A 25444-nucleotide genomic window follows, 5' to 3' on the forward strand; every position below is an offset into this window, starting at 1 on the left:
AGGATCCGGTAGGTGATCCGGTGACGGACGATTCGGATAACCCGGATACCACCGACCCCGACGACCCGACAGATACGGACGTGGTGCAGACTCCCGAGCTTACGGTGACGAAGGTCATCACCAGTGCGGGACCTTATGACAGCACGGACGACGTGATCACCTATGACATCACGGTTGCCAACACGGGCAACGTGACGGTTGACAACATCGTGCTTACGGATGCCAACGCGGTGATCCCTGCGGGGCAGGAGAACATCGGCACGCTGGCACCGGGCGCGAGCACGACGATAACGGTTACGCATGCGGTCACGCAGGCGGACCTTGACGCGGGCAGCGTGAGCAACCAGGCGACGGCCACGGGCGAGGATCCGGTAGGTGATCCGGTAACGGACGACTCGGACGACCCGGATACCACCGACCCCGACGACCCGACAGATACGGACGTGGTGCAGACTCCCGAGCTTACGGTGACGAAGGTCATCACCAGTGCGGGACCTTATGACAGCACGGACGACGTGATCACCTACGGCATCACGGTTGCCAACACGGGCAACGTGACGATCGATAACATCGTACTGACGGATGCCAACGCGGTGATCCCTGCGGGACAGGAGAACATCGGCACGCTGGCACCGGGCGCGAGCACGACGATAACGGTTACGCATGCGGTCATGCAGGCGGACCTTGACGCGGGCAGCGTGAGCAACCAGGCTACGGCCACGGGCGAGGACCCGGCCGGTGACCCGGTGACGGACGATTCGGATAACCCGGATACCACCGACCCAGACGACCCGACAGATACGGACGTGGTGCAGACTCCCGAGCTTACGGTGACCAAGGTCATCACCAGTGCGGGACCTTATGACAGCAAGGACGACGTGATCACCTACGGCATCACGGTTGCCAACACGGGCAACGTGACGATCGATAACATCGTACTGACGGATGCCAACGCGGTGATCCCTGCCGGGCAGGAGAACATCGGCACGCTGGCACCGGGCGCGAGCACGACGATAACGGTTACGCATGCGGTCACGCAGGCGGACCTTGACGCGGGCAGCGTGAGCAACCAGGCGACGGCCACGGGCGAGGACCCGGCCGGTGACCCGGTGACGGACGATTCGGATAACCCGGATACCACCGACCCAGACGACCCGACGGATACCGACGTGGTTCAGACGCCGGAGCTGACGGTGACCAAGGTCATCACCAGCGCGGGACCTTATAACACGGTGGACGACGTGATCACCTATGACATCACGGTTGCCAACACGGGCAACGTGACGGTTGACAACATCGTACTGACGGATGCCAACGCGGTTATCCCTGCGGGACAGGAGAACATCGGCACGCTGGCACCTGGAGCTGAAGTGACCATCACGGTTACGCATGCCATCACGCAGGCGGACCTTGACGCGGGCAGCGTGAGCAACCAGGCCAGGGCCGCGGGCGAGGATCCGGCCGGTGACCCGGTGACGGACGACTCGGATGATCCGGGTACGGCTGATCCAAATGATCCGACAAGTACGGACGTGGTGCAGACGCCGGAGCTGACGGTGACCAAGGTGGTCACTAGCACGGGCCCTTACGACGGCACGGACGACGTGATCACCTACGACATCACGGTTGCCAACACGGGCAATGTGACGGTTGACAACATCGTGCTTGCGGATGCTAACGCGGTTATCCCTGCCGGCCAGGAGAACATCGGTACGCTGGCACCGGGTGCGAGCACGACAATAACGGTTACACATGCCATCACATTGGATGACCTGAACAGCGGTGGTGTAAGCAATCAGGCGACGGTCACGGGCGAGGATCCGGTCGGTGATCCGGTGACCGCCGATTCGGACGACCCCGATACCCCGGGTTCGGCTGATCCGACCAGGGCGGAATTGACGCAGTCATTGGCGATTACCATTACGAAACGAACCCGACCAGGTGAATATGTGCAAGTTGGCGATGTGATTGTCTATGATTTGGTCGTGACAAATACTGGAAATGTAACGTTAAGCAACATCGAAATATCAGACGAGAATGCCGATGCTGGTAGTCTTTCGCCGGAGGCAATAGCGAAGTTGCTGCCAGGGGAGAGCGTCAATGCGACAGCTACCCACACCATTACGCAAGCCGATATCGACGCTGGATTCGTATATAATCAAGCTGAAGTGAGTGGCGAAGGACCAAACGGAAAGCCGGTTCAAAACGACTCTCGCGATCCTGACCCGGCGGACCCGGATGCACCCGTAAATGAAGATTGCAAGGACTGTACGATTACGCCGATTGCGGTGAAGCCGGATGTTGCGCTGGTAGCGGTGGCGACCAACCAGGGATCCGGAAGAAACGGTGCGTTCCTCGTAGGAGATGAGATCGAGTACCGGTTTACGGTAACCAATACCGGCAATACGACCTTGAAGGACTTTGTATTGAACGACGCGAAACTTGGTCTGAAGGATGTGCTCGTAGATGAGACACTGGCACCGGGAGAGAGCTTTATACGCACATTCCGCTATAAGATCACGGCAGCAGACATACTCGCGAAACAAGTGATAACCAGCGCAACAGTCGCTGCAAAAAGTCCCGCGGGTGTCGCAATTGAGGATATATCGGGCGATGATGTGACCAACGACGTGCCAACATTGGTGCCGGTAGCCGAAGGTCCTGAGTCGTTGGATGACGAGAAATCAACACCGCAAAATACGCCGGTGACGATCGCAGTTGTCAACAACGACGAGGAAGGTAGCAGCGACATTGACCCAACAACGGTGAGGTTAATCGACCCCGCAACCGGCGAGGAAAGCACAGCGGTGACGATTGCGGGTGAAGGCACGTACAGTGTGGCGGCTGATGGCACGGTCACCTTTACACCGGTACGAGAATTTTATGGAACGACCTCCATTCGGTATGTGATGAGCGATGACAACGGTTTGCAATCAGATCCAGCGACCATTGCGATTACGGTGATAAGGAGTGAGCCCAAAGCGTCGGATGATACGCAAACCGGTTCATTCAATGGGCCGTTGAAGATGCTGCTGGTCGATAATGACCAAGCAGATACGGCGCCCCTCGATCCTTCAACAATTGAAATCGTAAGCCAGCCGCAGCACGGCACGCTGCAGGTACACCCGGACGGCACGGTGACTTACACGCCAAATCAGTATTATACCGGTCCGGATGAATTCACCTACCGTGTGATGGATACCAACGGCAACTGGACGAATATGGCTACTGTGCGCATCACGGTTTCGGGATTCCATATTCCGAATGTCATTACACCGAACGGCGATGGACAGAATGACCGCTTCGTGATCATTGGGCTATCTGACTACGACAATGCGGAGGTGACCATCTTCAACCGCTGGGGCAATGAGGTTTATAGAAGCCGTAGCTATAAACAGGATTGGAGTGCGCAAGGCCTAAGTGAAGGAACGTATTATTACTTAATTACGCTGAAGAAAGATGGCGCGGAAACCGTCCATAAAGGCTGGTTAGTGATTAAACGGAAATAGGGGAGGTTTTTAGCAATGAACAATTATAACATGAAGCATATCATAAAGACGTCAATGCTGCTCACCTTCTCCTGCATGGGGATGGTAGCCAAGGCGCAACAGAACATCCAGTTTACGCAATACATTTTTAATTCAATGAGCGTTAACCCGGCTTATACCGGATACAAAGAGGAATGGTTTGGACAGTTGGGGCTACGTAGCCAATGGGTAGGTATTGAAGGTGCACCAGAAACGGGCACGATTTCAATCGACGGCGTGGTAGACCCTTACCAAAAGAGGCACGGGATCGGATTACAGGCTACGGCAGATCGCTTGGGGCCGCAATCGGCTACTTCGGTTTACGCGAATTACGCGTTTCGGCTGCGGCTTAACGACGAAGATACGCAACGGCTGAGTTTTGGCATTGGTGCAGGTGTGACTCAATACAGCTTGGACGGCGCAAAGCTACGTCCCAACGACCAGGTGGATGGCGTGATCCCTGCAGGGCGAATCAACAGTTTTATCCCGGATGTGCGATTCGGCGTGTATTATTATAATACGCATTGGTATGCAGGGATATCGGTAATGGACCTGTTGTCGGGCGACCAAAGTAACAACATTTTTCGCTGGGATAATACCACCACAGACAATATCCGCCGACGGAGACATCTTTACGCTATCGGCGGTGCGTTGGTCAACTTCGACAGCGGACTGAAATTACGCCCAAGTGTGTTGGTGAAGGAGGATTTCAAAGGACCTACGAGTGTAGACGTGAACGCCATGTTTATCTTTGATAACCGGTTCTGGATCGGCGGTGGTTGGCGCACAGGGGTGACCGTATTCAAGCGCGAATATGCACGGCTTACGGGCAACAGGTTGAGCAAACAAAACTCCGTATCAGCGATAGCCCAGCTGTACGTAACCCCTAAGCTTAGGGTGGGATATTCTTATGATTACATCCTAAGTCGACTAAGCAGCGTTCAAAACGGATCACATGAGTTTACATTGGGTATCACATTCGGACAGCGATCGAACCGGTTATTGAGTCCGCGATTCTTTTAAAAAGTGGCCCTTGCCATTGGATATCGATGTTGTTGGATAGCATAACGAACTATTTAGATGCCGAAGAACCTGGTTTTTCATACATTAGGGATGACCCTAGGTTGGAAATCTGGACCAAGGGAAAAGAATGGTTTCCCATCTTGATTTCAAAGCACCATGGGCGGGGTCACTTGATTTCCTGGGGAGAGATTGAACTAGAGATCGTAGATGAGTTGAAGGCGTATCAATACATTTTGAGAATTATCCAATACATAAAGCAGATAAAGGACAAGGGTGACCGATGATATTCACCAAAGACAATCAACTGGAAGTTAGTCGAACAACATAAAAACAATCTTACCAATGAAGGAAAATTTGATCGATAAGTTACGCCATTGCAGTTTCGTGCTCGTGCTTGGCGGCTTTTTAACGATAGGCGTGGCAGTTTGTCCCGTATCTGGGCAAGAACAGCTGAGCTTACGGGACCGTGCGGAGCAGGTTTTCCGTAAATACGAATATGCGAATGCTGCCGTGCTTTACCAAAAGCTGGTCGATACCGATAAGCCCCGCTTAGCTGATTTGGAGCGGTTGGCCCTTTGCTACGCCCAAATGAAGGACTATGAGGCGGCTGAAAACTGGTATGCGCGCGTAGTGAGTATGGAAGACAGTGATCCGGAAAACCTGATCCGCTATGGCGAGGTGTTGAAATTAAACGGGAAATATGCCGAAGCCAAAAAGCAATTGGTAGGCTACGTAAGCCAAACAGGCGATAGTGGGCGGGTGGCGATGAAATTAGCCGGCTGCGATTCAGCAATAATATGGATGGCTAACCCAACGGTGCATAGGCTACGCAACGAAGCAGTCAATACGTCGCTTTCGGAATTTTCGGTGTTTCCGGCCGGCGACAAGGTGTATTACACCGGCGAGCCGGATGCTCATATGCGCGGTGTGGGGACGTATGGTTGGACGGGCAACTCCTTTTTGCGCGTGTACACGGCGGATCGCGGTGCGGACAATGGGCTTTCAAACGCCGTGATTGCCGTTGATGGTATCAATAATGCACCTTTTCACATCGGCCCGGTAGCAGCCGATGCAGATGGTGCCACGCTGTACGTGACACGGACATACACCGGGAAAAACGGAAATGTCGCCCGAGAAGAACGGCGTAAATACCGGACCAACACGTTGGAACTCTATAGGTATACACTAGGGGATGACGGTAACTGGCGGGCGGAACCATTTCCGTATAATAACGTTGCGGAATATTCGGTGGGCCATGCCGCAGTCAGCACAGACGGCAATACGTTGTACTTCGTGAGCGATATGCCTGGTGGGTTAGGAGGCACGGATATCTGGTACTGTGAAAAGCAGACCGACGGCAGTTGGGGAACGCCGCTGAACGCCGGGAAAACCATAAATAGCATGGGTGATGAACTTTTTCCCAACGTTGGTCCGGACAATACGTTATATTATTCGAGCGATGGGTTTGCAGGTATGGGTGGACTGGATGTGTTTGAAACCCAGGGTGGCGGGCAGCAATGGACATCGCCTTGGAATTTACGGTTTCCGGTTAATTCTTCGGGAGATGATTTTGCCTACCTGCTTACTTATGCGGGTGAGGAAGGTTTAGCCGGCTATTTATCTTCCAACCGGCGCGGCGGCAAAGGCGGGGATGATATTTATTCGTTTACGTTCGAAAAGCCCAAAATCATCATTATCTTAAGAGGGACAACGGCCGATAAGAGCAATGGTAAACGCTTGGAAGGGGCAACGGTAACGCTTTATGACGGCGATCGTGAAATCGTTGCAAAGCGAAGCAGCGATGGTAATGGCGCTTTCGAATTTGTTTTGGATAAAAACAGGTCATATACTGTATTGGGCCAAAAAGAGGGGTACCACGCAGATTCCGCCAGGGTAAGCACGCTGGGGATGACGAAGTCTGACACGCTGGAGGTGGCTTTATTGCTTGAGCCCGTTTTTGAGGTAGGCAAAACTTTCGAACTGGAAAACATTTATTACGATTTCGATAAACACAACATCCGCCCAGACGCTGCGGCCATATTGGACGAGCTGGTACGGACGCTACGCGATAATCCAACATTGAAGATCGAGCTCTCAAGCCATACGGACAGCCGGGGTAGCGACGCATACAATATGGCACTTTCACAGCGACGTGCGCAAGCGGCAGTGGATTACTTGGTAAGCCGGGGAATAGCACGAGACCGTATGGTTGCGATGGGATACGGCGAAACAAGGTTGGTAAACGGCTGCGGTAATGGTGTGCCGTGCAGCCGGGAGGACCATCAGGCCAACCGCCGTACGGAGGTAACCGTATTAGCATATTAAGCGTTTGTTATCAACCGAATGCCGCTAAAGCCAGTCTATTAAATTAGACTGGCTTTTTATCCTATTTCCATCCGCCACCCAACGCACGGTATAACGTTACTTTTGCGTTGAGTTGTTGCTGCTTTACACTCACGAGGTCAAGTTCGCTGTTGAGCGCATTGCTTTGGGCGGTGATTACTTCTAAATAGGTGGCCTCACCGCTTTTAAAAAGTAAATTTGCGTTTTTTACGCCGAGTTGGGCAGTGGCTACCCGCTGCTCAGCAATGGCATGTTGTTCGTTGAGTTTTTCGACCATTACAAGGGCGTTGGTCACCTCATGCACGGCATCCATTACCGTTTGCTGAAAGCTGATCTCGGCTTTATCACGTTCCAATTTTGCAATTTCATGTTGCGTTTTTAGCCGCCGTCCGGCAAAGATGGGTTGGGTGACGCCGCTGATAATCCCGCCAAATAAGGCTCCGGGAATGTTGAACCAATTTTGGGGAAGCATTGCGTTGATGCCTCCCGAAGCTTCAATCGTAAGGGATGGGTATCGGTATGCCTGCGCTACGCCCACTTCGGCATTAGCCGCTCGTAGTGTGAGCTCGGCTTCGCGAACATCGGGCCGGTTGACAAGCAGCTGTAACGGTACGCCGGCATCGTAAGCACCCTGCATGCGCCAATCCATCAAGGCAGATGAGCGATATACGCTGTCTGGCATCCGTCCGGTCAATGCCCTCAGGGAGTTCTCCTGGATTGCTATGTCCTGTTCCAATTGCGGGATGAGGGAGGCAGCGACCAGCATTTGCGATTGGGTTTGCTGGATAGCCAGTGAGCTGACTTCGCCTGCATCCCTTTGCAGTTTAACGATCTGGAGGGTACTGTCGTTGAGTTTAAGATTGCGTTGCGCAACTTCCAGTTGTGCATCCAGCATAAGTAGGTTATAATACCCCTCGGCAATGGCTGCTACGAGGCTGGTTTGGATGGCTTTTCGGGCTTCAAACGTTTGCAGGTACTCAGCCAACGCGCTTTCTTTCTGTCGACGTAGCTTCCCCCAGATGTCCAACTCCCAACTCACGCCGATCGACGATGCATATTGCGATTGGTACATGAACAGATTCTCCGGTGGAGATCCTTCCCCTTCCTGATCATACCAACCCGAAGAGGGGGAGCCGTAGAAATCGCGGGATCGCCACTGATGATTCGTTCCTCCCAGTTGGGCTTCGATTTCCGGTAAGAAAGCTGCTCGCGATTGCCGCAACGATTGATTGGCTATTTCGATGTTCTTCAGTGCCGTTTGCATATCGTAGTTGTTGACGATGGCGCTATCGATTAGCATCGTTAGCATGCTATCGGTGAAAAAGTCATTCCACGGAATGTCTGCAATGGTAGTGGAGTCTGTGGTCTGGTTGCTTCCTCTAAAGGTATCGGTTAAAGGGAGTGCCGGGCGCACGTAGTCCTTTCCCATTTTGCAGGCAGAGAGCAAAAAGCAGCCGAAAATAAGGGCTAATCCAGTATGTCGAATGATGGCCTTCATGATTAATCTTCCTCCTTTGTGGTTAATTTGGTTTTTACCCGTTCATCCAGGTGTTTGAACATCACATACAATACGGGAATAATGAATACGCCGAGCGTAACCCCGATTAGCATGCCTCCGGCGGCTCCAAAGCTGATGGAATGGTTACCCTGTGCGGAAGGTCCTACTGTCCACATAAGTGGAATCAATCCGGCTACAAATGCAAGGGAAGTCATCAAAATCGGACGAAGCCGCATACGCGCACCTTCAATAGCCGATTCATAGATGCTCAACCCTGCCTGGCGTTGCTGGACCGCAAATTCCACAATGAGAATGGCGTTTTTAGCCAATAGCCCGATGAGCATAATAAGTCCCACCTGAACATAGATGTTGTTTTCCAGTCCGACAAGATTAATAATAGCGTATACGCCGATCAGCCCTACGGGAACCGAGAGCATTACCGCCAACGGCAAGATGTAACTTTCGTATTGCGCAGCCAGCAGAAAGTAGACGAAGATGATGCTCAGTGCAAAAATCAATAGGGTTTCATTGCCCGATTGGCTTTCTTCCAGACTCATCCCGGTCCACTCATAACTGTAGTTGCCAGGCAGGTAAGCCGCAGCCGTTTCTTCCATAGCCCGCATGGCCTCGCCGGTACTGTGTCCTTCCGACGGAATGGCATTGATGGCAATGGCGTTATACAGATTATAGCGGTTTACGATTTCAGGCCCCATTACCTTCCGGAGTTTCACAATTGTATTTACCGGTACCATCTCACCGCTGGTATTGCGGACAAAGATGGATTTGAACGATTCGGGTTCAGCACGGAATTCAAAATCCGCTTGCATATAAAGACGGTATTGCCGTCCGAAACGGTTGAAATCGCTTACCATGACGCGTCCGTAATACCCTTGTATGGTCCGCATCATCTCATTGATGCTCACCCCCAGTGCCTTCGCTTTTACAGGATCCACCTCCAAAAGGTATTGGGGAAAATTCGCATTGAATGTGGTGTAGGCAGACGCGATTTCCGGTCGTTTCTCCAATTCGCGCATGAAGGTGTCTGCTACCATGCCAAAATCCCACATCGAACCACCCATGCGGTCCTGCAACACAAATTCAAGACCGGAAAAGTCGCCAAACCCCTGAATAGTGGGGCGCGGAAATACGCTGAATGATGCTTCGGTGATTTGGGCTAAATCGTTGCGTATCGTGTCCATGATGGCATTGATGTTACGAATCTCGCCCCGTTCTTTTGCAGGTTTGAGATTGATATATCCGACCGCAAATGCGGAACTCGCGCTTGCATCAATGGCATTATATCCCGAGACGGTCGTCATGCCTTCAATAGCTTCCCTTTTTCTCAGGATACTGTCTGCTTTGGAAAGGGCATCCGTGGTTCGGGCCAATGACGCGCCGGGCGGCATAGAAAGTGCGTACGTGATGAAGCTATCATCTTCCGCGGGAATGAAACTGGATGGCGTGCGGTTCATCATCCATATGCCTACGGCAGTGACAAAAGCCAGCCCGCCGATGGCTAACCATTTACGTGCAATGAAAAAGCGGAGTGAACCGATATATTGGTTGGTCACGGTAGCAAATCCGGTATTGAATGCACTGAAAAACCTGGATTTAAACCCCTTGAAGCCGCGTTCTTTTTTTATGCTGCCATCAGCCACGGCATCGGCAGCGGTTGTAGGCGTGGGATGCGCATCGGACCTTCTAAGTAACAAGGCGCAAAGGGCAGGAGTCAGCGTAAGCGCATTCAGCGCGGAAATGAGGATGGCGGTAGCCAGTGTATAGGCGAATTGCTGGAAAAATACGCCCGATGGCCCTCCCATGAAGCCGACCGGGAAAAAGACCGCGGCCATAACCAAGGTAATGGAGACAATGGCACGCTTGATTTCACTCATTGTAGAAAGGGTTGCTTTCCTCGGACCGAGGGTTGTTGAGTGCATTTTTTGGTGGACGGCCTCCACGACGACAATGGCGTCGTCAACCACGATCCCAATGGCCAACACAAGGGCGAACATGGTCAGTACGTTGATAGAAAATCCGAACAGCTGAAGGAAAAAGAAAGTGCCAACCAGCGAAACCGGAATGGCGATGGCAGGAATGAGTGTAGATCGGAAATCTTGGAGAAAGATGAATACGATGATAAATACCAGGATAAATGCTTCGAAAATGGTGTGTTGCACCTGGCTAATGGACTCATCAATCTGATCACGTACACTGTACGATATTTCATATTGGATGCCATCCGGAAAATCCTTGGAGAGCCGCTCTAACACCTCGCGTATCTGAATGTCGATTTCCCTTGCATTGGAACCACTGGTCTGAAGAATGTTCAGCGTAAGTCCGGGATAGCCGTTTACTTTGTTGTCGCTTCCCAGATTAGTGGCCCCGAGTTCGACCCGGGCGATGTCTTTCAGGTAAAGGACAGAACCATCTTCATTGGTTTTGATGACAATCTGTTCGAATTCCTCGGGCTTCGTAAACCGGCCCTGGTGGCGTAGAATGGTTTCAAAAGCTTCATCGGAGGTTTCTCCGAATTTTCCCGGAGCAATCTCGAAATTCTGGTCCCGGATTGCCGCCCGGACATCTTGGGGCACCAAGCCATATACCGCCATCTTTTCGGGGTTTAACCAAGTGCGTATGGAATAATCACGAGCCCCGACGCGCCGCACTTCGCCCACACCCTCCACGCGCGCAAGCTCACGCATTAGGTTGATCTGGGCATAAGCTTGCAAGAACGTTTCGTCATAGAGGGAATCTGCACGGTTGCTGAAGATGTTGATGGTCATAATGATTCCGCTCTGTCGGGGTTCTACGGTGATGCCCGATTCGATGACTTCTGCGGGAATACGGGCATTGGCCTTGGAGACGCGTGTCTGTACGTTTACGGAGGCCTGGTTCGGGTCCGTACCCGTTTTAAAAAAAACGGTGATATTTCCGGACCCGGAATTGGTAGCCGATGATCGGATGTAGGTCATGTTTGGCACGCCGTTGATCGCTTCTTCGATGGGCAGCAGTACCGCCCCCGCTACCGTCTCCGCATTGGCACCTGGATAAGAAGTGGAAACGGTGACGCTTGGCGGCGCAATTTCCGGGAATCGCGTAATGGGTAGTTGCCACATGGATACCAATCCGAGAATCACCAGCAATGTCGAAATGACGGTGGCTAATACGGGTCTATTAATGAATGTCTTTAGCATTACAATATTTTTTGAACGCGTGCCAAAGCGGTATCGCGACCGCCAATGGCCTATGCGTTATTGCAAATAAAATAGAGAAAGAAATTATTCGGCGGATACCGACGGAACATTTAAGGGCTTAATTTCCATTCCATCGGTGAGTTTGTCAAGACCGGATAGCACGATTCGGTCGCCTGGTTTGACGCCACTCTGCACGATATACTGCTTCCCGCTCTTCCCGGCTACTTCAATAGCTTTTTGCTTGACCCGGTTATCGTGCTGGAGCGTATATACAAAAATTTTATCCTGCAATTCGGTGGTAGCTACCTGAGGTACAGTGAGTGCACCGGTTTGGCGTTCTTCCATTTTCAACGTACCGGTGTTTCCCGAACGAAGCACGTGGTCTTTGTTAGGAAATGTGGCCCGCAGGCTGATGGCTCCGGTGGTGCGGTTTACCTGTCCATTGATAGCATCCACCACCCCCTTTTCCGGGTAGACGCTGCCATCGGCCATAACCAACGATACATTTGGAATCAGCTGCACAGTGTCAGTGGTGCCGGTAGAGGTAGAGTCCGGTTTACCATATTTTTTCCGGAAATAAAGGAAATCCGATTCACTCATCGCAAAGTACACATAGACTTCACTGATGTCGGAAAGTTCGGTTAATGGGTCGCTGCTGCTTACTAGGTTGCCGACTCGTTTGGGAATACGTCCGATAAAGCCACTTACCGGGGCCTTGATCGTAGTAAATTCCAGATTAATGCGAGCACTTGCCACAGCGGCAGAGGCTTGGGCGAGCGATGCTTTGGCCACATCATAATCAGACATGGCTGTCCGCAGCCTCACATCTGAAATCACGTCGTTGTCTACCAGCGGCTTCAATCGGTCTACTTCCAGCTTGGCATTTTCCAGTTTAGCCTTTTCCACATTTTCGTTAGCGATGGCATTATTTAATTGCTCCTGATAGGGCTGCGGATTGATCTTGAAGAGTTTTTGCCCTTCCTTTACAAATGCACCTTCATCAACATATATTTCCTCCAAAACCCCCTCAACTTGGGGACGTATTTCCACATTCACTTTCCCTTCTATCGTGCCCAGATAGTCTTTTACCGTGGTAGCAGTTGCGGTATCTAGATTTTGCACAGGTAAAGCGATTGCATTATTTTCTGCATCGTTTGTCTTTGAAGATCCGGTTGTGCAGCTGAAAATGATAAATAATGATAAGACGAGTAATCCAATGATTATGAGTGTTTTGATGTTTAATTTAATCGAAATGTTCATGTTCCTGCGATTTTTTGTCTTAGTGCCTATGTTTTGTTTGTTCCGTTGCGTATGGACCGTGGTTTTTATGCCATACCGGCTACTGGATAGGGGGTCAGATAGCGTGCCAAACATTTCCTGCCAAAACGTGTTATGATTCCAAATGGATTTGGTTTACACCCTACACAAAGAACAAATTCCTATCATTGCAACTGCCATCCATCAAGGCCATAGGTTAGCGGTCCCCCTGATGGACTATATGCATCTACAGGAACATGAGCGCTTTCGTGAAGAAGATCCCTATACAGGTTATATGGCGAACCTGCCCGTCAGCAGAGTCCTTGTGGAAACCTCCAGATTTCAGGTTGATCTCAACCGTAGGCGGGAGCTGGCGGTATACCGTAAGCCGGAAGATGCGTGGGGATTGACGGTATGGCGCCCCAGTTTGCCCGAATTGATGGTCGAACGGCTTTTGCAGGGATATGATCGATTTTATCGGGATATCGACCAATTGTTGCAATGGACCCTCGCATTGTTCGGGAAATTTGTTGTGCTGGACATCCATAGTTACAACCATCGGCGCATGCATCCCGACAAACCTGCGAATACCGGAGAAAATCCGGAAATTAATATTGGAACCGCCCATAATCATGAGAAATGGAAGCCGCTTGGCCATTGTCTGACTAGTTTTCTGGCGCATCATCGCTTTGAAGGCCGGCTTCTGGATGTACGCGAAAATGTCAAATTCAAAGGGGGTGGTTTTTCAGAATGGATTAACCGCAATTATGGCGAGTATGGCTGTGTGTTTTCGCTGGAATTTAAGAAAACGTTTATGGACGAATGGACGGGTTGGGTGGATATACAGCATTTGAATTATATTCAAACGATGCTGGCGGGGTGTGTTCCGTTCTTGATGCACATGCTTGACATACCCGCTAAAACTTCGATCTTTCATGGACATTAAGGATAAGAAATATATCCAACGGATTCTTGATAAGCTGAAAAATGGCAAGCCTTTGTTTATGAGTTTGCCCTGTGGGGGCGAGCTCCGTATCGAAAGAGCGCTTCCCTACTTGTTGGTGTATCGTGTCCCGCCGGACGGAGCCGATACCTTTACATCGACCCTTGGGAAAACGGAGTCGGCGTATTTGGTAGCGCCAGACACGGCGGAATGTCCCATAAATCCGGTTATCCAGGCGATAGCCGGGGCCATGGCCGATAAGTTCGGTGGGTTCATGCTTTTGGAGGTCTGGTTATCCAACCGGGTGGATTCCCCGACGTTCAGCATTCACATCAGTCAGAAAAGTGCGTTGCCGATAGCCGAAAAATTGCAATCCGAATTACAGCGGATTCACCTAACCCAGGTGCCGGGCGTACACACCGTACTGGAAAAAGATAAAAAGATGCCTTCACCGCCATATTACACGGCGTTGTTCGATGCGGAAGGAGCACGGAAGAACGAGATTATTCTACTCGGATTGGAAATCAGGCCGGTTTACATCAATCAACAGACCGGAGCGCCTTATCCGTTGTTTCTGCGCGAGCTTCGCGAATATTTTGGAAAGGCGTTGCGTAAAAGCTTTTTCGAATTTGTGCGAATGAAAACCTCGTATAGTGCGGCACATTTCGAGATGCTGGGGACCACAGAACTGCATAAGTCCGTATGGGAAATTGATGAAAAGCTTGCGGAATACAGCAATCAATTTGATTTTTTGCTATTGGTGACACCGATCAATGCACTGGAAGCCTGGGAGGTTTTTTCACAGCGGAAGTACCGGAAAAATCCTACATTCCATTATCGCCCCATGCCGATAGACCCCGAACTCATCAAGCGGAAATTATATAATCTGCCGATAGAAGATATTTCAGACCCAACCATGGCATACCTTTTCCGAGATAAACGTAAGGAAATCGATCGGATGCTGAACATGTTGAGCGAGCGGGAGAAGCCAGATTTCCTATACAGCAGTCAGCAGGTTTTCGGTAACGTGGAAGAAAATTTGCTTGAGACGGCCCGCGCCATATTGGTCGCATCTGAGCCGCAAAAGGCGCCCAGAGAAAGTGAAATGCTGGACGCGAATGCCTTTGCGGAGTTGGCCAAAATCGAATTGGAATACTTGAAACAGCAATATAGCCGGGTGTCTACGGCTGTGCGTGTTCGGGACGACGTGGAAGGGGTTATGGTTTCCCGCGGAACGCTTAACATCAGCAGCCGGTATCGGATATCGAAGGAGCGGGCGTTCTCCCTCTTGCAGCACGAGGTAGGTACGCACGTGGCTACGTATTATAATGGCATGGCCCAACCCTTTAAACTCTTCTATGTGGGCGTGCCCGGCTACGAACAATTGCAGGAGGGCCTCGCGGTATTAAGCGAGTATATGACAGGCGGATTGACCAACCAACGGATGCGCATTTTAGCGGCTCGGGTATTGGCCGTTCACAATATGCTTGCCGGCAATCCATTTACCGACACGTTTGATTTGTTGGTAGATAAATACCGCTTTATTCCTGAAACTGCCTTTTACATCACGATGCGGGTTTATCGAGGGGGAGGACTGACGAAAGATTCGGTATACCTTAAAGGCTTGCTGAACGTTATCGAGTACGTGAAGCAGGGTAATGACATTACCCAGTTGCTCGTGGGTAAAATAAGGCAGGATTATCTCCCCATTATCCAAGAACTTATGCATCGACAGCTCTTGAAACCTTCACCGTTACACCCAAAATACCTCAATAAGCCCTATGTCTCGAAGATCGAGGAGATAAAAAAGGGGGGTAGTGTATTTAAAATGATAAACTAAAAATATATGACCATCACATTCATCGTCAATCAAGTAAGAAAAGAATTGGCAGGCTATACCACAACGGCATTGGCCCTGGAAGCTCACCGGCGCGGACATACGGTATACTACGCAGGAGTTGGTGACCTGGTCTACCTATCGGATGGTCGGGTTGGTGCACATGCGCGCCGAGTGCCTGACCGTGAATTCCGATCACGGCACACCTTTTTGGAAGCGTTGATAGCCGAGGAAAAGCAGCTGACCAATTCAAAAAACTGGGATGTGATGTGGCTGCGTAACGACCCTGCGGCAGATCTGGAGAAAAGACCCTGGGCGCAAGATGCAGGTGTGCTGTTCGGCCAGCTTGCGCAACAACAGGGAGTATTGGTGCTCAATAACCCAGATGGTCTGATAAAAGCGTCAAATAAAATGTATTTGCAGTATTTTCCGGAGTCAGTGCGGCCACAAACGGTCATTACGCGAAATATGGCAGACGTCGAGGCCTTTTATCGTGATCAACGTCATCGAATCATTCTTAAACCCTTGAAAGGATCCGGTGGGAAGAATGTATTTCTCATCGATAAAAAAGACGATAAAAATCGAAAGCAAATTGTCGAAGCCATTTGTCGGGACGGGTTCGCGATTGCGCAGGAATACTTGCCCGCTGCAAAGAAAGGTGATACCCGTTTGTTTTTAATGGATGGGGAAGCCTTGTTCAAAGAAGGAAAAGTAGCGGCGATCAAACGTGTGCAACAGGCCGGCGAAATCCGGAGTAATATCCATCAGGGGGCAACAGCAAAAAAGGCAGTCATGAATAACGAAATAAAACGCATTGTCGCAACGGTAGGTCCGTTGCTTAGACAAGATGGGATTTTTTTGGCTGGATTGGATATTGTTGGAGACAAACTAATGGAAATCAATGTGTTTAGTCCCGGAGGACTGATTCATGCTAGTGAGTTTCACCAAGTGGATTTTATGGATGAGGTTATCTCTGCGGTCGAAAAGAAGGTAGAAAATACCAAGTAAAATGCGTACGTTTGGTCATACGTTTGTTACGCATGATCGGTATTGTGCAGACACTCCACCAAATCGGGGTTTTTATTTACCAATGGTATTGGGTACCGCTATTGTTGGTATATGTTGCCATCATTGTAACCATCCTGATCGAAAACCGCAATCCTACCAAAACCATTGCATGGATCATGGTGATTGTTTTTATTCCGGTTATCGGGATTGTAATTTATTATTTTTTTGGTCAAAAATTCAAAAAAATCAAGGTATTTCGTGTACAAAATCGAGAAAAGCATATCCGGCTACTGCGTGTATGGGATCGCCTTAGCCCGATAATGGATGACAACCTCGAAGTGCTAAGGCAATCCATTGGACCGCTCAGTAGGGTATTTACGTTCTTGAAAAATCAACGGATCGCGCCACCCTCACTGCACAACAGCGTGGAACTTTTGATCAATGGCGAACGGAAGTTTCCCGAATTGTTCCAAGCAGTCCGCGAGGCAGTTCATCATATCCATTTGGAATACTATATTTTTGATCCCGACGACATTGGCCTTGCGCTGATCGCTTTGCTGGAAAAAAAGGCCGCCGCGGGGGTGACCGTTCGGATCATTGCCGATGCATTCGGATCGCCCAAACTGAGAGGTCAACGAAGGCGTTTTATGAACGCGGGAATCCAGTTTATATCGTTCATGCCCGTTACATTTACCTCCCTGGCGAATGGCAATTACCGAAATCACCGTAAAATAGCAATTATTGACGGACGGACTGCGTTCGTAGGCGGTATCAATATCAGTGATCGGTATGTAAATAGCGGGCGGTATCCGCTGTATTGGCGTGATACGGCTGTAAAAATTCAAGGCGATGCAGTAAACGTACTCCAGACACATTTTTGGATGAACTGGCATCTGGCCGAAGGACAGCCTTTTAACCTTCGAGATGGGTATTTTCATACGACGCCTGTGAGTCCCCTAGGCAGTGCGGCCGTAAGCTTTGCTTTCAGCGACCCCGGTTCCAACGCCCCCTATAATATGGAGGCTATGCTGATCGGCATAGCGGAGGCAGAACATACCGTAAGAATTTGTACGCCCTACTTTATTCCTAGTGAAGAGGTAAGTACCGCACTTCAGCTGGCGGCTGCAGCGGGTGTAAAAGTTGAGTTAATGTTGCCTGCTCAGTCCGATTCGTTTCTCGTGCAGCATGCCTCATTTTCCTTTCTGAAGCCGTTGTTGGAACGCGGTGTGACGGTGTATTTGTATGAAAAGGGTTTTATACATGCAAAAACGCTTTGCATCGATGGCCGGCTGGCCTACGTCGGTACGGTCAATTTGGATATCCGTAGCTTCTATATCAATTTTGAAGTCAGCGCGATTATCGATGATGCCGACTTGTGTGCGCAATTGGACGAACAGTTTGAAACGGATAAATTGGATAGTACACCTTTAACCCGTGAGGTTTGGATGCGGCGGCCCCGGTGGAAACGTGGGGTGGATTCCCTGTGCCGGCTCTTGACCCCTTTGCTCTAAATGTTAAAATTGACCCGAATTTTGGCATAAACCTCCAAAAAGAATATCTTAGCCACTTATTGCACTAAGTACTGATTTGAATGAACCGTATCGTTAAGCTAATCTGTTATTCTCTTATCATCTGTTGCCCATCTATCGAATCGTTTGCTCAGCAAGATAGCGTCTCTGTGAATACGTTGGTTGAAAAAACGCAGAAACTACTGGAGGCGTATCCCATCGAGAAGGTGCACCTGCATTTTGACAAACCTTATTATGCCGTGGGCGACACGCTATGGTTCAAAACCTACCTTACCAGCAATATGTATAATTATGACTTGAGTAAGGTGGTTTACGTGGAAGTGATGAATGGTAAAGATTCGCTGATGCAGACTATGCGGATTCCGTTGACTAACAACGTAGGTGAAGGCCATTTGGTACTCGATCAGGAATGGTATAGTCAGGGTAATTACCGGTTTCGGGCGTATACGAAGTGGATGGTGAATTTCGATCCGGCCTATTTTTTCAATAAGATTATCCCCATAGGGGATGTGCTCAATAATGCGCTTCACTATAACGTTACGTTCAATGACGTTGGTAAAGGTAAAAGCGCCCGGACACAGGCGGTTATCCAATTTAAGGATCGGGAGGGAAAGCCGTTGGGCAACCGGAAGCTGAACTGGTCGGCTCAGGCCGGATGGGAACCCATTGACGATGGAAAAGGGCAAACCGATGCCGTGGGTAATGCAGTGATCAACATCAACGGTAAGGATAGGGAGCAGCTTAGGAAAGGAAATCTCTATGTTTCGCTTGAATCGGGTAGCGCTGCCCCGCCGATGTTGGGGACCTTTTCGCTTCAGTCGGCGCTTTGGGATGCGGATGTGCAGTTTTTTCCGGAAGGTGGAGATCTCATTGCCGGGCTTTCAAAAAAAGTGGCCTTCAAGGCAATCGGAAGCGATGGCCGTGGGCTATCGGTTAAGGGAAGCGTTGTGAACCAGAAAGGGACCGAAGTGGCCACACTCTCGGATGTACATAAGGGAATGGGATACGTCTCTTTCATACCAGAAATAGGGGATGCCTATACCGCCAATATCACGTTTGAAAATGGTGAAAGCCGCAGTTTTCCGTTACCTCCCGTTGTCGAACAGGGAATCAGTGTCACGGTTGTGAAATCGGACACGTCTGAACTTCAATTAGCGATCGTAGCCAACGACCGGTTTTTCGCGGCAAATAAGGGCAAAGCGTTTTACCTGATAGCGCAAGCAAACGGGATACTTTGTTACGCAGCTCAAGCCGCATTGCGCAATAATGCGGTGGTGGTAAACCTTCCTAAAGACCGTTTTCCGACCGGTATTGCTCAGTTAACACTTTTTACATCCGCAGGCAAGCCGGTCAGCGAACGTTTGGTCTTCGTCGAAAATATTAAACCGCTATCGATCACGGTTAGCAGTGATCAAAAGGAATATACCACTAAGCAATTGGTCAAATTAGGCATAAAAGTCGTTAACAACGACACGCTGACCGCCGGTAATTATTCGGTGGCCGTGGTAGACGAATCCAAAGTCCCTTATGATGAAAATAAGGAGACAACCATACTGAGCAACTTATTACTTACTTCCGATCTGAAAGGGTATGTGGAAGAGCCCAACTATTATTTCAATCAGCCGGATGATCAAAAGAAAGAAGCATTGGATGTTCTCCTGCTTACTCAGGGATATCGCCGGTTTTCCTATGCAGAGATTTTGGCCGACCGCTATCCGGAGGTACATTTTTTCCCCGAGCAGGGCATTGAGATTTCCGGTGTATTGAGATTGAATAATGGAAAGCCGGTGGTCAACGGCGGATTATTATTGTCCATTCCGGACCGAAGTTTCCGTAAGGATACGTATACCGATGAAAATGGGCGCTTTGTATTCAAAGATTTGGTGTTTACCGATTCATCGCGTGTAACGATCAATGCCCGGGGCAACGACAATTATCGCGACATGGTCATTAATGTAGACCCAACGCGGTATCCAGGAATCGACACGACGTTCTACCGTGCGGACAACGTGTTAAATATAGACAATATGCTTGCGCCTTATTTGACCAATAGCCGCAATGAGTACCGGACGTCCATATTGCTGGAAGAAGTGGAAGTGACCGCATCATCGCGACCAAGCTTTTCACATAAAGATTACCCGGCGATTTCGGGATTGGGTATGGCTGATCATCAAATCAGTGCCGATCGGCTGAAGGGGTGCAACAACCTCATTATGTGCCTGCAAACTGCGCTTACCGGTATCACCTATGACAGTCAAAGTCAACTCTTTTACATTACCCGTGATTACAATGCGGGCGGACGGATTCCCGTGCAGTTTTTTGTAAATGGTATGGCTATGGACGTGCCCTCACTCAACGGTATTATGCCCACGGAGGTTGAAGGGATTGAAATCTTTCTACGTGATGAGTTGGGCACCGTAAGCCGGATGTATCAAAATAATGGTGTCGTATCAATTTATACAACCAAAAAGCAGGAAAAAGGACCGCGGATGTCGTTGAGTCAAATCGAAGCTTTGTTGCCAAAGAGCAACATCGTTGACCTTACACCGCTGGGATACGTGGAAGAGCGTAAATTTTACACACCCAAATACGACACGCCCGAGCGCCGTGCGGTGAGCGATATCCGAACCACGGTATATTGGAATCCTCAGGTGAAGGCAGGCGACGACGGCACCGCACAGTTGGATTTCTATAATGCGGATGGGACCGGCAGTTATCGCGTGGTCGTGGAAGGAATGGATGCTACGGGAAACATCGGTCGCGCCGTATACCGGTATACCGTGAAGCAATGATTCAATAAGAAATACTATGCGGAAAATCATCCATATCGACATGGATGCATTTTATGCTTCGGTAGAACAGCGGGATTTCCCCGAGTATCGCGGCATTCCACTGGTGGTAGGAGGCCCGCCCAACAGTAGGGGAGTCGTGGCGACAGCCAGTTACGAAGCCCGTGACTATGGGATCCGTTCGGCAATGCCCTGCAGTAGGGCGGCTAAATTGTGTCCCCAGGCGGTGTTCGTGCCCCCAAGGTTTGATGCCTACAAAGCAGTATCCGCTAAGATCCGCGAAATCTTTCGCCGGTATACAGATATAATAGAGCCCCTTTCGCTGGATGAAGCCTATTTGGATGTAACAACTGATAAACAACACATTGGTTCGGCCATTGAGATTGCAAAGCGGATCAAAGAAGCGATCCGTTCGGAACTTAGCTTAACGGCGTCGGCAGGCATTTCCGTCAATAAATTCGTGGCTAAAATTGCATCGGATATGCAAAAGCCGGATGGGCTCACATTTATCGGGCCTTCCCGCATCGAGCGGTTCATGGAAAATCTCCCCGTCGAAAAGTTCTTTGGGGTAGGCAAAGTGACGGCAGCGAAAATGAAGCAAATGCAGCTGTTTACCGGTGCCGACCTCAAGCGACTATCGGAGGCCGATTTGCTGCGGTTATTCGGAAAAAGTGGTCGCTTTTACTACCAAATCGTCCGGGGAGTCGATGATCGCCCTGTGCAGCCCGATCGGGAGCTGAAATCAATTGCCGTTGAAGATACGTTTAGTGAAGATCTGCACAGAGTAACCGATATGGAAGACGAACTGAAAAAAATTGCCGCTAAATTGACCGGGCGGATGCAAAGCCGCAAGCTGAAAGGACGGACTATCACGCTGAAAATCCGGTTTGCCGATTTTCGGTTGGTAACCCGAAGCCACTCCCTGCCGTATTATACCGACGCGATCGACGATATTTTTGCGACGGCCCATCAATCCCTTCAGTCGGTGATGACACCGGATACTATGCCCATCCGGTTATTAGGCATATCGGTTAGCAATTTTGATCACATTAATCTCGCTTCCAATCAGCTTACCTTGTTCTGATCGGATGAGAGTTCGATGGGTTCGTCCTCTACTTCCTCTTCTTTCAATACGACTTTCACCGCATACGAAGAGGGCCACACGCCTCTTCCGTATCGAAGCGCATAAACCTTGGTGAATTCGGCACCGAAGTAGAGAATGGACGCCGAATAATACACCCAAAGCAGCAGGATAATAATCGCGCCGGCGGCTCCGTAAGCAGAAGCCGGAGCACTGTATTGCATGTAAAGTGAAATGAGGTATCTGCCCAGCATAAAAAGCGCAGCGGTGAAAAGGGCGCCGCCGGTGACATCCCGTAGGCGCATGCGCGCATCTGGCAAGACCCGGAAGATGATAGCAAATAGGAACGTGATAACGACAAACGTAAGTCCGATGTTAACCCATTCTACCACGTAGACCGAGATTTCCGGGAAAAAGTGCGTAATCTGCGAACTGAGCGCTACGATGATTCCGTTGGCGATCAGCGAGACGATTAGCAAAAAGCCAAGCCCCAAGACCATGGAAAACGAGATCGCACGGTTCAACAGCATTTTCAACCATCCTTTCTTGGGTTTCGGTCGCACACCCCATATCCGATTCAGGGAGTCCTGTATTTCCATAAAGATTGTCGTGGAACCGATTACCAATGTGCCGATTCCAATCGCGATCCCGATGCCCGATTTGTTGGATAGACTGATATTCTGGATAATCTGTTGGATCTGGGCCGCGGTATCTGGCCCGAAGATATTCGCAAATTCTTCAAAGACCTCCGATTGTGCATCCTGCTCTCCGGCCAGAATTTCGCCATAAAAAAAGCCGACCAGCCAAATGACGATCAAAAGGAGAGGAGCGATGGAAAATATCGTGTAGTAAGCGAGCGACGCGCTCATCTTCATAGCATTGTCTTTTGAGAATTCGGAAAATGTGTTACTCAGCAACTGAAAGATTTCCCGGTAGAATGACTTTTTAAAAAGTTTCATACATAGTAAACCAGAAACGGATGCGGATGTTTACTCTTGATAAATATCTTCGATTTCCTTTTCGTAGCGCTGCAGGATGACTTTCCGTTTCAAGCTAAGCTTCGGTGTAAGCTCTCCGGCATCGATTGTCCAATCCTTTGCCAGCAGGGCAAATTTTTTTACTTGTTCCCAGTGTCCGAAGCCCTGATTAAGTCGATTGATTTCACGCTCATACTTATCAATGACTGCTGGTTTTTGAATAACGGATTCCCTGGAATCAAAGGGAATGCCCTTGATCTTGCACCAGTTCTCCAGGACGTCGAAGGCGGGGACGATCAACGCTCCGGGGAACTTCCGGTTCTCACCTACGACCATCACTTGGGCGATGAAGGTTGACTCCATATACTTATTTTCAAGCGCCTGAGGTGCCACGTATTTGCCACCTGCTGTCTTGAACATTTCCTTTTTCCGGTCCGTAATGCGTAAAAAACCCTCTGCGTCCAGCTCGCCGATATCTCCGGTATGAAAATATCCGTCATTATCAATGGCCTCCGCGGTAGCGGCATCGTTTTTATAATAGCCGATGGAGATGCTTGGGCCTTTGCAGAGTATTTCGCCATCGGATGCAATCTTCACATCCACATGCTTCAAGACCTTACCCACGGTTCCGAACTTAACGCCGTCTTTTTCCAGGCTATTGACCGCAATCACGGGCGAGGTTTCCGTGAGGCCGTACCCTTCCAACACTGGTATGCCTGCCGCCCAGAACACCCTCGACAAGCGGGGTTGCAAGGCCGCACCCCCGGAAACAATGAGTTTGATATTTCCGCCGAGCGCTGCCTGCCATTTGGCAAATACGAGTTTTCGAGCCACGGCCAGACGCAGGTTGAACCAGGCGCTGTTTTTTTCCGGCTCCTTGTTGCTAAGACCCAAATTGAGTGCCCAGAAAAAAATGTGCCGTTTGATTCCAGCGAGTTCTTTTCCCTTGGACACAATGCGATCGTATACTTTTTCCAAAACGCGCGGAACGGTCGTAAATCCGTCGGGCTTTACATCGTTAATATCGGCCACGATAGTGTCCAGGCTTTCGGCGTAATGGATTTCTACGCCCTTAGCAAAATATAGGTATACGACCATCCGTTCAAAGATGTGGCATAGCGGCAGAAAGCTGAGCGCTTTTCGAAAGTAGTCGGGCAACAGGTGATAGCAATCGTGTACATTGGTAATCACATTTTTATGAGACAGGTAGACGCCTTTTGGTTTACCGGTTGTACCCGACGTATAGATGAGTGTGAGTAGATCATCCTCATGCACCGCGTTGCGGTAAGGTGTTAAATCCGTGTCGCTTGTTTTGCCCTCATCTACCAACTGCTGCCACGACGGTAGTCCATTTACGAGATCAAATGTATAGATCGGGATGATCAGATTATGGGATTGCAGGGCAGCTTCGATCTTTTCGTGTAACTCTGCATTACTTACAAAAATGAGCTTAACGGCAGCATCGTCAATGATAAAAGAAAGGTCTTGTGCCGAAAGGGTCGGGTAAAGCGGTACCACGGCTGCGCCAAGCTGGTTAATGGCAAAATCACAGAAATTCCACTCTGGCCGGTTGGCAGACATGAGGGCAATTTTGTCGCCCTTTTGTATGCCTTTCGCGATCAAGCCCTTGCTCAGGTTGTTTACCAGCGATATAAACGTATCCGTAGCATAGTTTGTCCATGTCCCCTGTGCTTTCCCTGCCACCATGACCGGTTTAGCGTAGTGGGCTTCGTAGTTTGTCAGAATGTCAAAAATGCGGGTTGCCGATGTCATATCTTGCTGTTTGGTCTATAATCTATTTCCTGTTTTTACCGGAGCGCATTTAAAGATAGGAATTATTTAGCATTTGCAAAACCGTTAAACCGTGAATTGCCAAACCGTAACCTAGCAACTTAACCACTTAACAAATATTGGCATTTGTTTTGCGCGGAAAGGGCATGGAAAGAAATCGCATAGCCGCATTTATCGTTGTTTTTTTTGTAGGAATCGTTGCGTGGCAAGGAGCCGTGGCGCAGGAAAGTAGCACGTATACACGTGGCATTGGAGGGCGTTTTGGAGTAGCTAATGGTATTACGTACAAGCATTTTATTAATGACAACCACGCGATCGACGGCATCCTTAATTTTCAGGGAAATCGAAGTTTTACTATTGTCAAATTGCTGGGTCTTTACGAAATTCACCAACCCATCAATTTTGTCGACGTGGAAGGGCTCCGTTGGTACTACGGATTCGGCGGGGGCTTGGGATCTTATCGTTACAAAGATACCGATGAAAGCGGGATGGCATGGAGTTTTGATGGCGCAATAGGCTTGGATTATAAGATCCCAGCTGCACCGATTAACTTATCATTGGATTGGAAACCAACCATGGAGCTGACGCCTGAATCAGGTGTGCGATTCGACGGTATCGGCTTATCGATACGATTTGTGTTTTGATAA

General features: G+C 49.8%; 16 protein-coding genes. 11 read left to right on the forward strand and 5 right to left on the reverse strand.

Features of this window, described 5'->3' with window-relative positions:
- The 4 genes from ACFQRK_RS17710 to ACFQRK_RS17725 all read left to right on the forward strand — a co-directional run.
- A partial coding sequence (locus ACFQRK_RS17710; protein ID WP_379009104.1) for a gliding motility-associated C-terminal domain-containing protein occupies nt 1-3509 on the forward strand: 3509 nt, incomplete at its 5' end.
- 30 nt (nt 3510-3539) lie between these two features.
- Nucleotides 3540-4550, forward strand: coding sequence for a type IX secretion system membrane protein PorP/SprF (locus ACFQRK_RS17715; RefSeq protein ID WP_379009106.1), 1011 nt, complete (start codon nt 3540-3542; stop codon nt 4548-4550).
- 32 nt (nt 4551-4582) lie between these two features.
- Nucleotides 4583-4834, forward strand: a complete 252-nt coding sequence (locus ACFQRK_RS17720) for a hypothetical protein (RefSeq protein WP_379009109.1) — start codon at nt 4583-4585, stop codon at nt 4832-4834.
- A 58-nt stretch (nt 4835-4892) separates the two neighbouring features.
- Nucleotides 4893-6875 carry an OmpA family protein gene (locus ACFQRK_RS17725; protein ID WP_379009111.1) on the forward strand — a complete coding sequence of 661 codons (1983 nt, stop codon included), beginning with the start codon at nt 4893-4895 and terminating at the stop codon, nt 6873-6875.
- Nucleotides 6876-6936: 61 nt separating this feature from the next.
- Here the strand turns inward: ACFQRK_RS17725 and ACFQRK_RS17730 are convergent, their stop codons facing one another.
- The 3 genes from ACFQRK_RS17730 to ACFQRK_RS17740 all read right to left on the reverse strand — a co-directional run bounded on the left by ACFQRK_RS17730 (nt 6937) and on the right by ACFQRK_RS17740 (nt 12845).
- Entirely contained in the window at nt 6937-8391 is a 1455-nt protein-coding gene (locus tag ACFQRK_RS17730; RefSeq protein ID WP_379009113.1) for an efflux transporter outer membrane subunit, read from the reverse strand.
- A 2-nt stretch (nt 8392-8393) separates the two neighbouring features.
- The gene (locus ACFQRK_RS17735) at nt 8394-11585 is read right to left on the reverse strand and encodes an efflux RND transporter permease subunit (protein WP_379009115.1); all 3192 of its coding nucleotides are present in this window, start codon (nt 11583-11585) and stop codon (nt 8394-8396) included.
- An 84-nt stretch (nt 11586-11669) separates the two neighbouring features.
- Entirely contained in the window at nt 11670-12845 is a 1176-nt protein-coding gene (locus ACFQRK_RS17740; protein ID WP_379009118.1) for an efflux RND transporter periplasmic adaptor subunit, read from the reverse strand.
- A gap of 142 nt (nt 12846-12987) precedes the next feature.
- Here ACFQRK_RS17740 and ACFQRK_RS17745 point away from each other — a divergent pair, with 142 nt between their 5' ends.
- The 6 genes from ACFQRK_RS17745 to dinB all read left to right on the forward strand — a co-directional run bounded on the left by ACFQRK_RS17745 (nt 12988) and on the right by dinB (nt 22032).
- Nucleotides 12988-13788 (forward strand): N-formylglutamate amidohydrolase, encoded by an 801-nt coding sequence (locus tag ACFQRK_RS17745; RefSeq protein ID WP_379009120.1) that lies wholly within the window; start codon nt 12988-12990, stop codon nt 13786-13788.
- Complete coding sequence (locus tag ACFQRK_RS17750; RefSeq protein WP_379009122.1) at nt 13778-15625, forward strand: flavohemoglobin expression-modulating QEGLA motif protein; 1848 nt, start codon at nt 13778-13780, stop codon at nt 15623-15625. Before ACFQRK_RS17745 ends, ACFQRK_RS17750 begins: the two co-directional genes overlap by 11 nt.
- 6 nt (nt 15626-15631) lie before the next feature.
- Nucleotides 15632-16630: a glutathione synthase gene (locus tag ACFQRK_RS17755; protein ID WP_379009124.1), complete on the forward strand. Its 999-nt coding sequence runs from the start codon at nt 15632-15634 to the stop codon at nt 16628-16630.
- Between the two features lie 11 nt (nt 16631-16641).
- Nucleotides 16642-18141: a cardiolipin synthase gene (gene cls, locus ACFQRK_RS17760; RefSeq protein WP_379009126.1), complete on the forward strand. Its 1500-nt coding sequence runs from the start codon at nt 16642-16644 to the stop codon at nt 18139-18141.
- 80 nt (nt 18142-18221) lie between these two features.
- The gene (locus ACFQRK_RS17765) at nt 18222-20951 is read left to right on the forward strand and encodes a carboxypeptidase-like regulatory domain-containing protein (protein ID WP_379009129.1); all 2730 of its coding nucleotides are present in this window, start codon (nt 18222-18224) and stop codon (nt 20949-20951) included.
- A gap of 16 nt (nt 20952-20967) precedes the next feature.
- A complete protein-coding gene (gene dinB, locus ACFQRK_RS17770; protein WP_379009131.1) occupies nt 20968-22032 on the forward strand; it encodes a DNA polymerase IV in 1065 nt (354 codons plus the stop codon).
- Here dinB and ACFQRK_RS17775 read toward each other — a convergent pair.
- Nucleotides 22014-22988, reverse strand: a complete 975-nt coding sequence (locus ACFQRK_RS17775; RefSeq protein WP_379009133.1) for a YihY/virulence factor BrkB family protein — start codon at nt 22986-22988, stop codon at nt 22014-22016. The two genes, dinB and ACFQRK_RS17775, sit on opposite strands and share 19 nt — an antisense overlap.
- A 30-nt stretch (nt 22989-23018) precedes the next feature.
- Nucleotides 23019-24779 carry an AMP-dependent synthetase/ligase gene (locus ACFQRK_RS17780; protein ID WP_379009134.1) on the reverse strand — a complete coding sequence of 587 codons (1761 nt, stop codon included), beginning with the start codon at nt 24777-24779 and terminating at the stop codon, nt 23019-23021.
- A gap of 164 nt (nt 24780-24943) precedes the next feature.
- On the opposite strand from ACFQRK_RS17780, the gene ACFQRK_RS17785 reads away from it, so the two are divergent.
- The gene (locus ACFQRK_RS17785; RefSeq protein WP_379009136.1) at nt 24944-25441 is read left to right on the forward strand and encodes a hypothetical protein; all 498 of its coding nucleotides are present in this window, start codon (nt 24944-24946) and stop codon (nt 25439-25441) included.
- Nucleotides 25442-25444 lie beyond the last annotated feature (3 nt).

Source organism: Parapedobacter sp. GCM10030251, assembly GCF_042666505.1.
Lineage (GTDB): Bacteria > Bacteroidota > Bacteroidia > Sphingobacteriales > Sphingobacteriaceae > Parapedobacter.

Excerpts from the sequence above, each read along its gene's own strand:
- ACFQRK_RS17715 (WP_379009106.1), top strand. The coding sequence starts at position 3,540 with ATGAAGCATATCATAAAGACGTCAATGCTGCTCACCTTCTCCTGCATG.
- ACFQRK_RS17725 (WP_379009111.1), top strand. The coding sequence starts at position 4,893 with ATGAAGGAAAATTTGATCGATAAGTTACGCCATTGCAGTTTCGTGCTC.
- ACFQRK_RS17730 (WP_379009113.1), bottom strand. The coding sequence starts at position 8,391 with ATGAAGGCCATCATTCGACATACTGGATTAGCCCTTATTTTCGGCTGC.
- ACFQRK_RS17735 (WP_379009115.1), bottom strand. The coding sequence starts at position 11,585 with ATGCTAAAGACATTCATTAATAGACCCGTATTAGCCACCGTCATTTCG.
- ACFQRK_RS17740 (WP_379009118.1), bottom strand. The coding sequence starts at position 12,845 with ATGAACATTTCGATTAAATTAAACATCAAAACACTCATAATCATTGGA.
- ACFQRK_RS17745 (WP_379009120.1), top strand. The coding sequence starts at position 12,988 with ATGGATTTGGTTTACACCCTACACAAAGAACAAATTCCTATCATTGCA.
- ACFQRK_RS17750 (WP_379009122.1), top strand. The coding sequence starts at position 13,778 with ATGGACATTAAGGATAAGAAATATATCCAACGGATTCTTGATAAGCTG.
- ACFQRK_RS17755 (WP_379009124.1), top strand. The coding sequence starts at position 15,632 with ATGACCATCACATTCATCGTCAATCAAGTAAGAAAAGAATTGGCAGGC.
- ACFQRK_RS17765 (WP_379009129.1), top strand. The coding sequence starts at position 18,222 with ATGAACCGTATCGTTAAGCTAATCTGTTATTCTCTTATCATCTGTTGC.
- dinB (WP_379009131.1), top strand. The coding sequence starts at position 20,968 with ATGCGGAAAATCATCCATATCGACATGGATGCATTTTATGCTTCGGTA.
- ACFQRK_RS17775 (WP_379009133.1), bottom strand. The coding sequence starts at position 22,988 with ATGAAACTTTTTAAAAAGTCATTCTACCGGGAAATCTTTCAGTTGCTG.
- ACFQRK_RS17780 (WP_379009134.1), bottom strand. The coding sequence starts at position 24,779 with ATGACATCGGCAACCCGCATTTTTGACATTCTGACAAACTACGAAGCC.
- ACFQRK_RS17785 (WP_379009136.1), top strand. The coding sequence starts at position 24,944 with ATGGAAAGAAATCGCATAGCCGCATTTATCGTTGTTTTTTTTGTAGGA.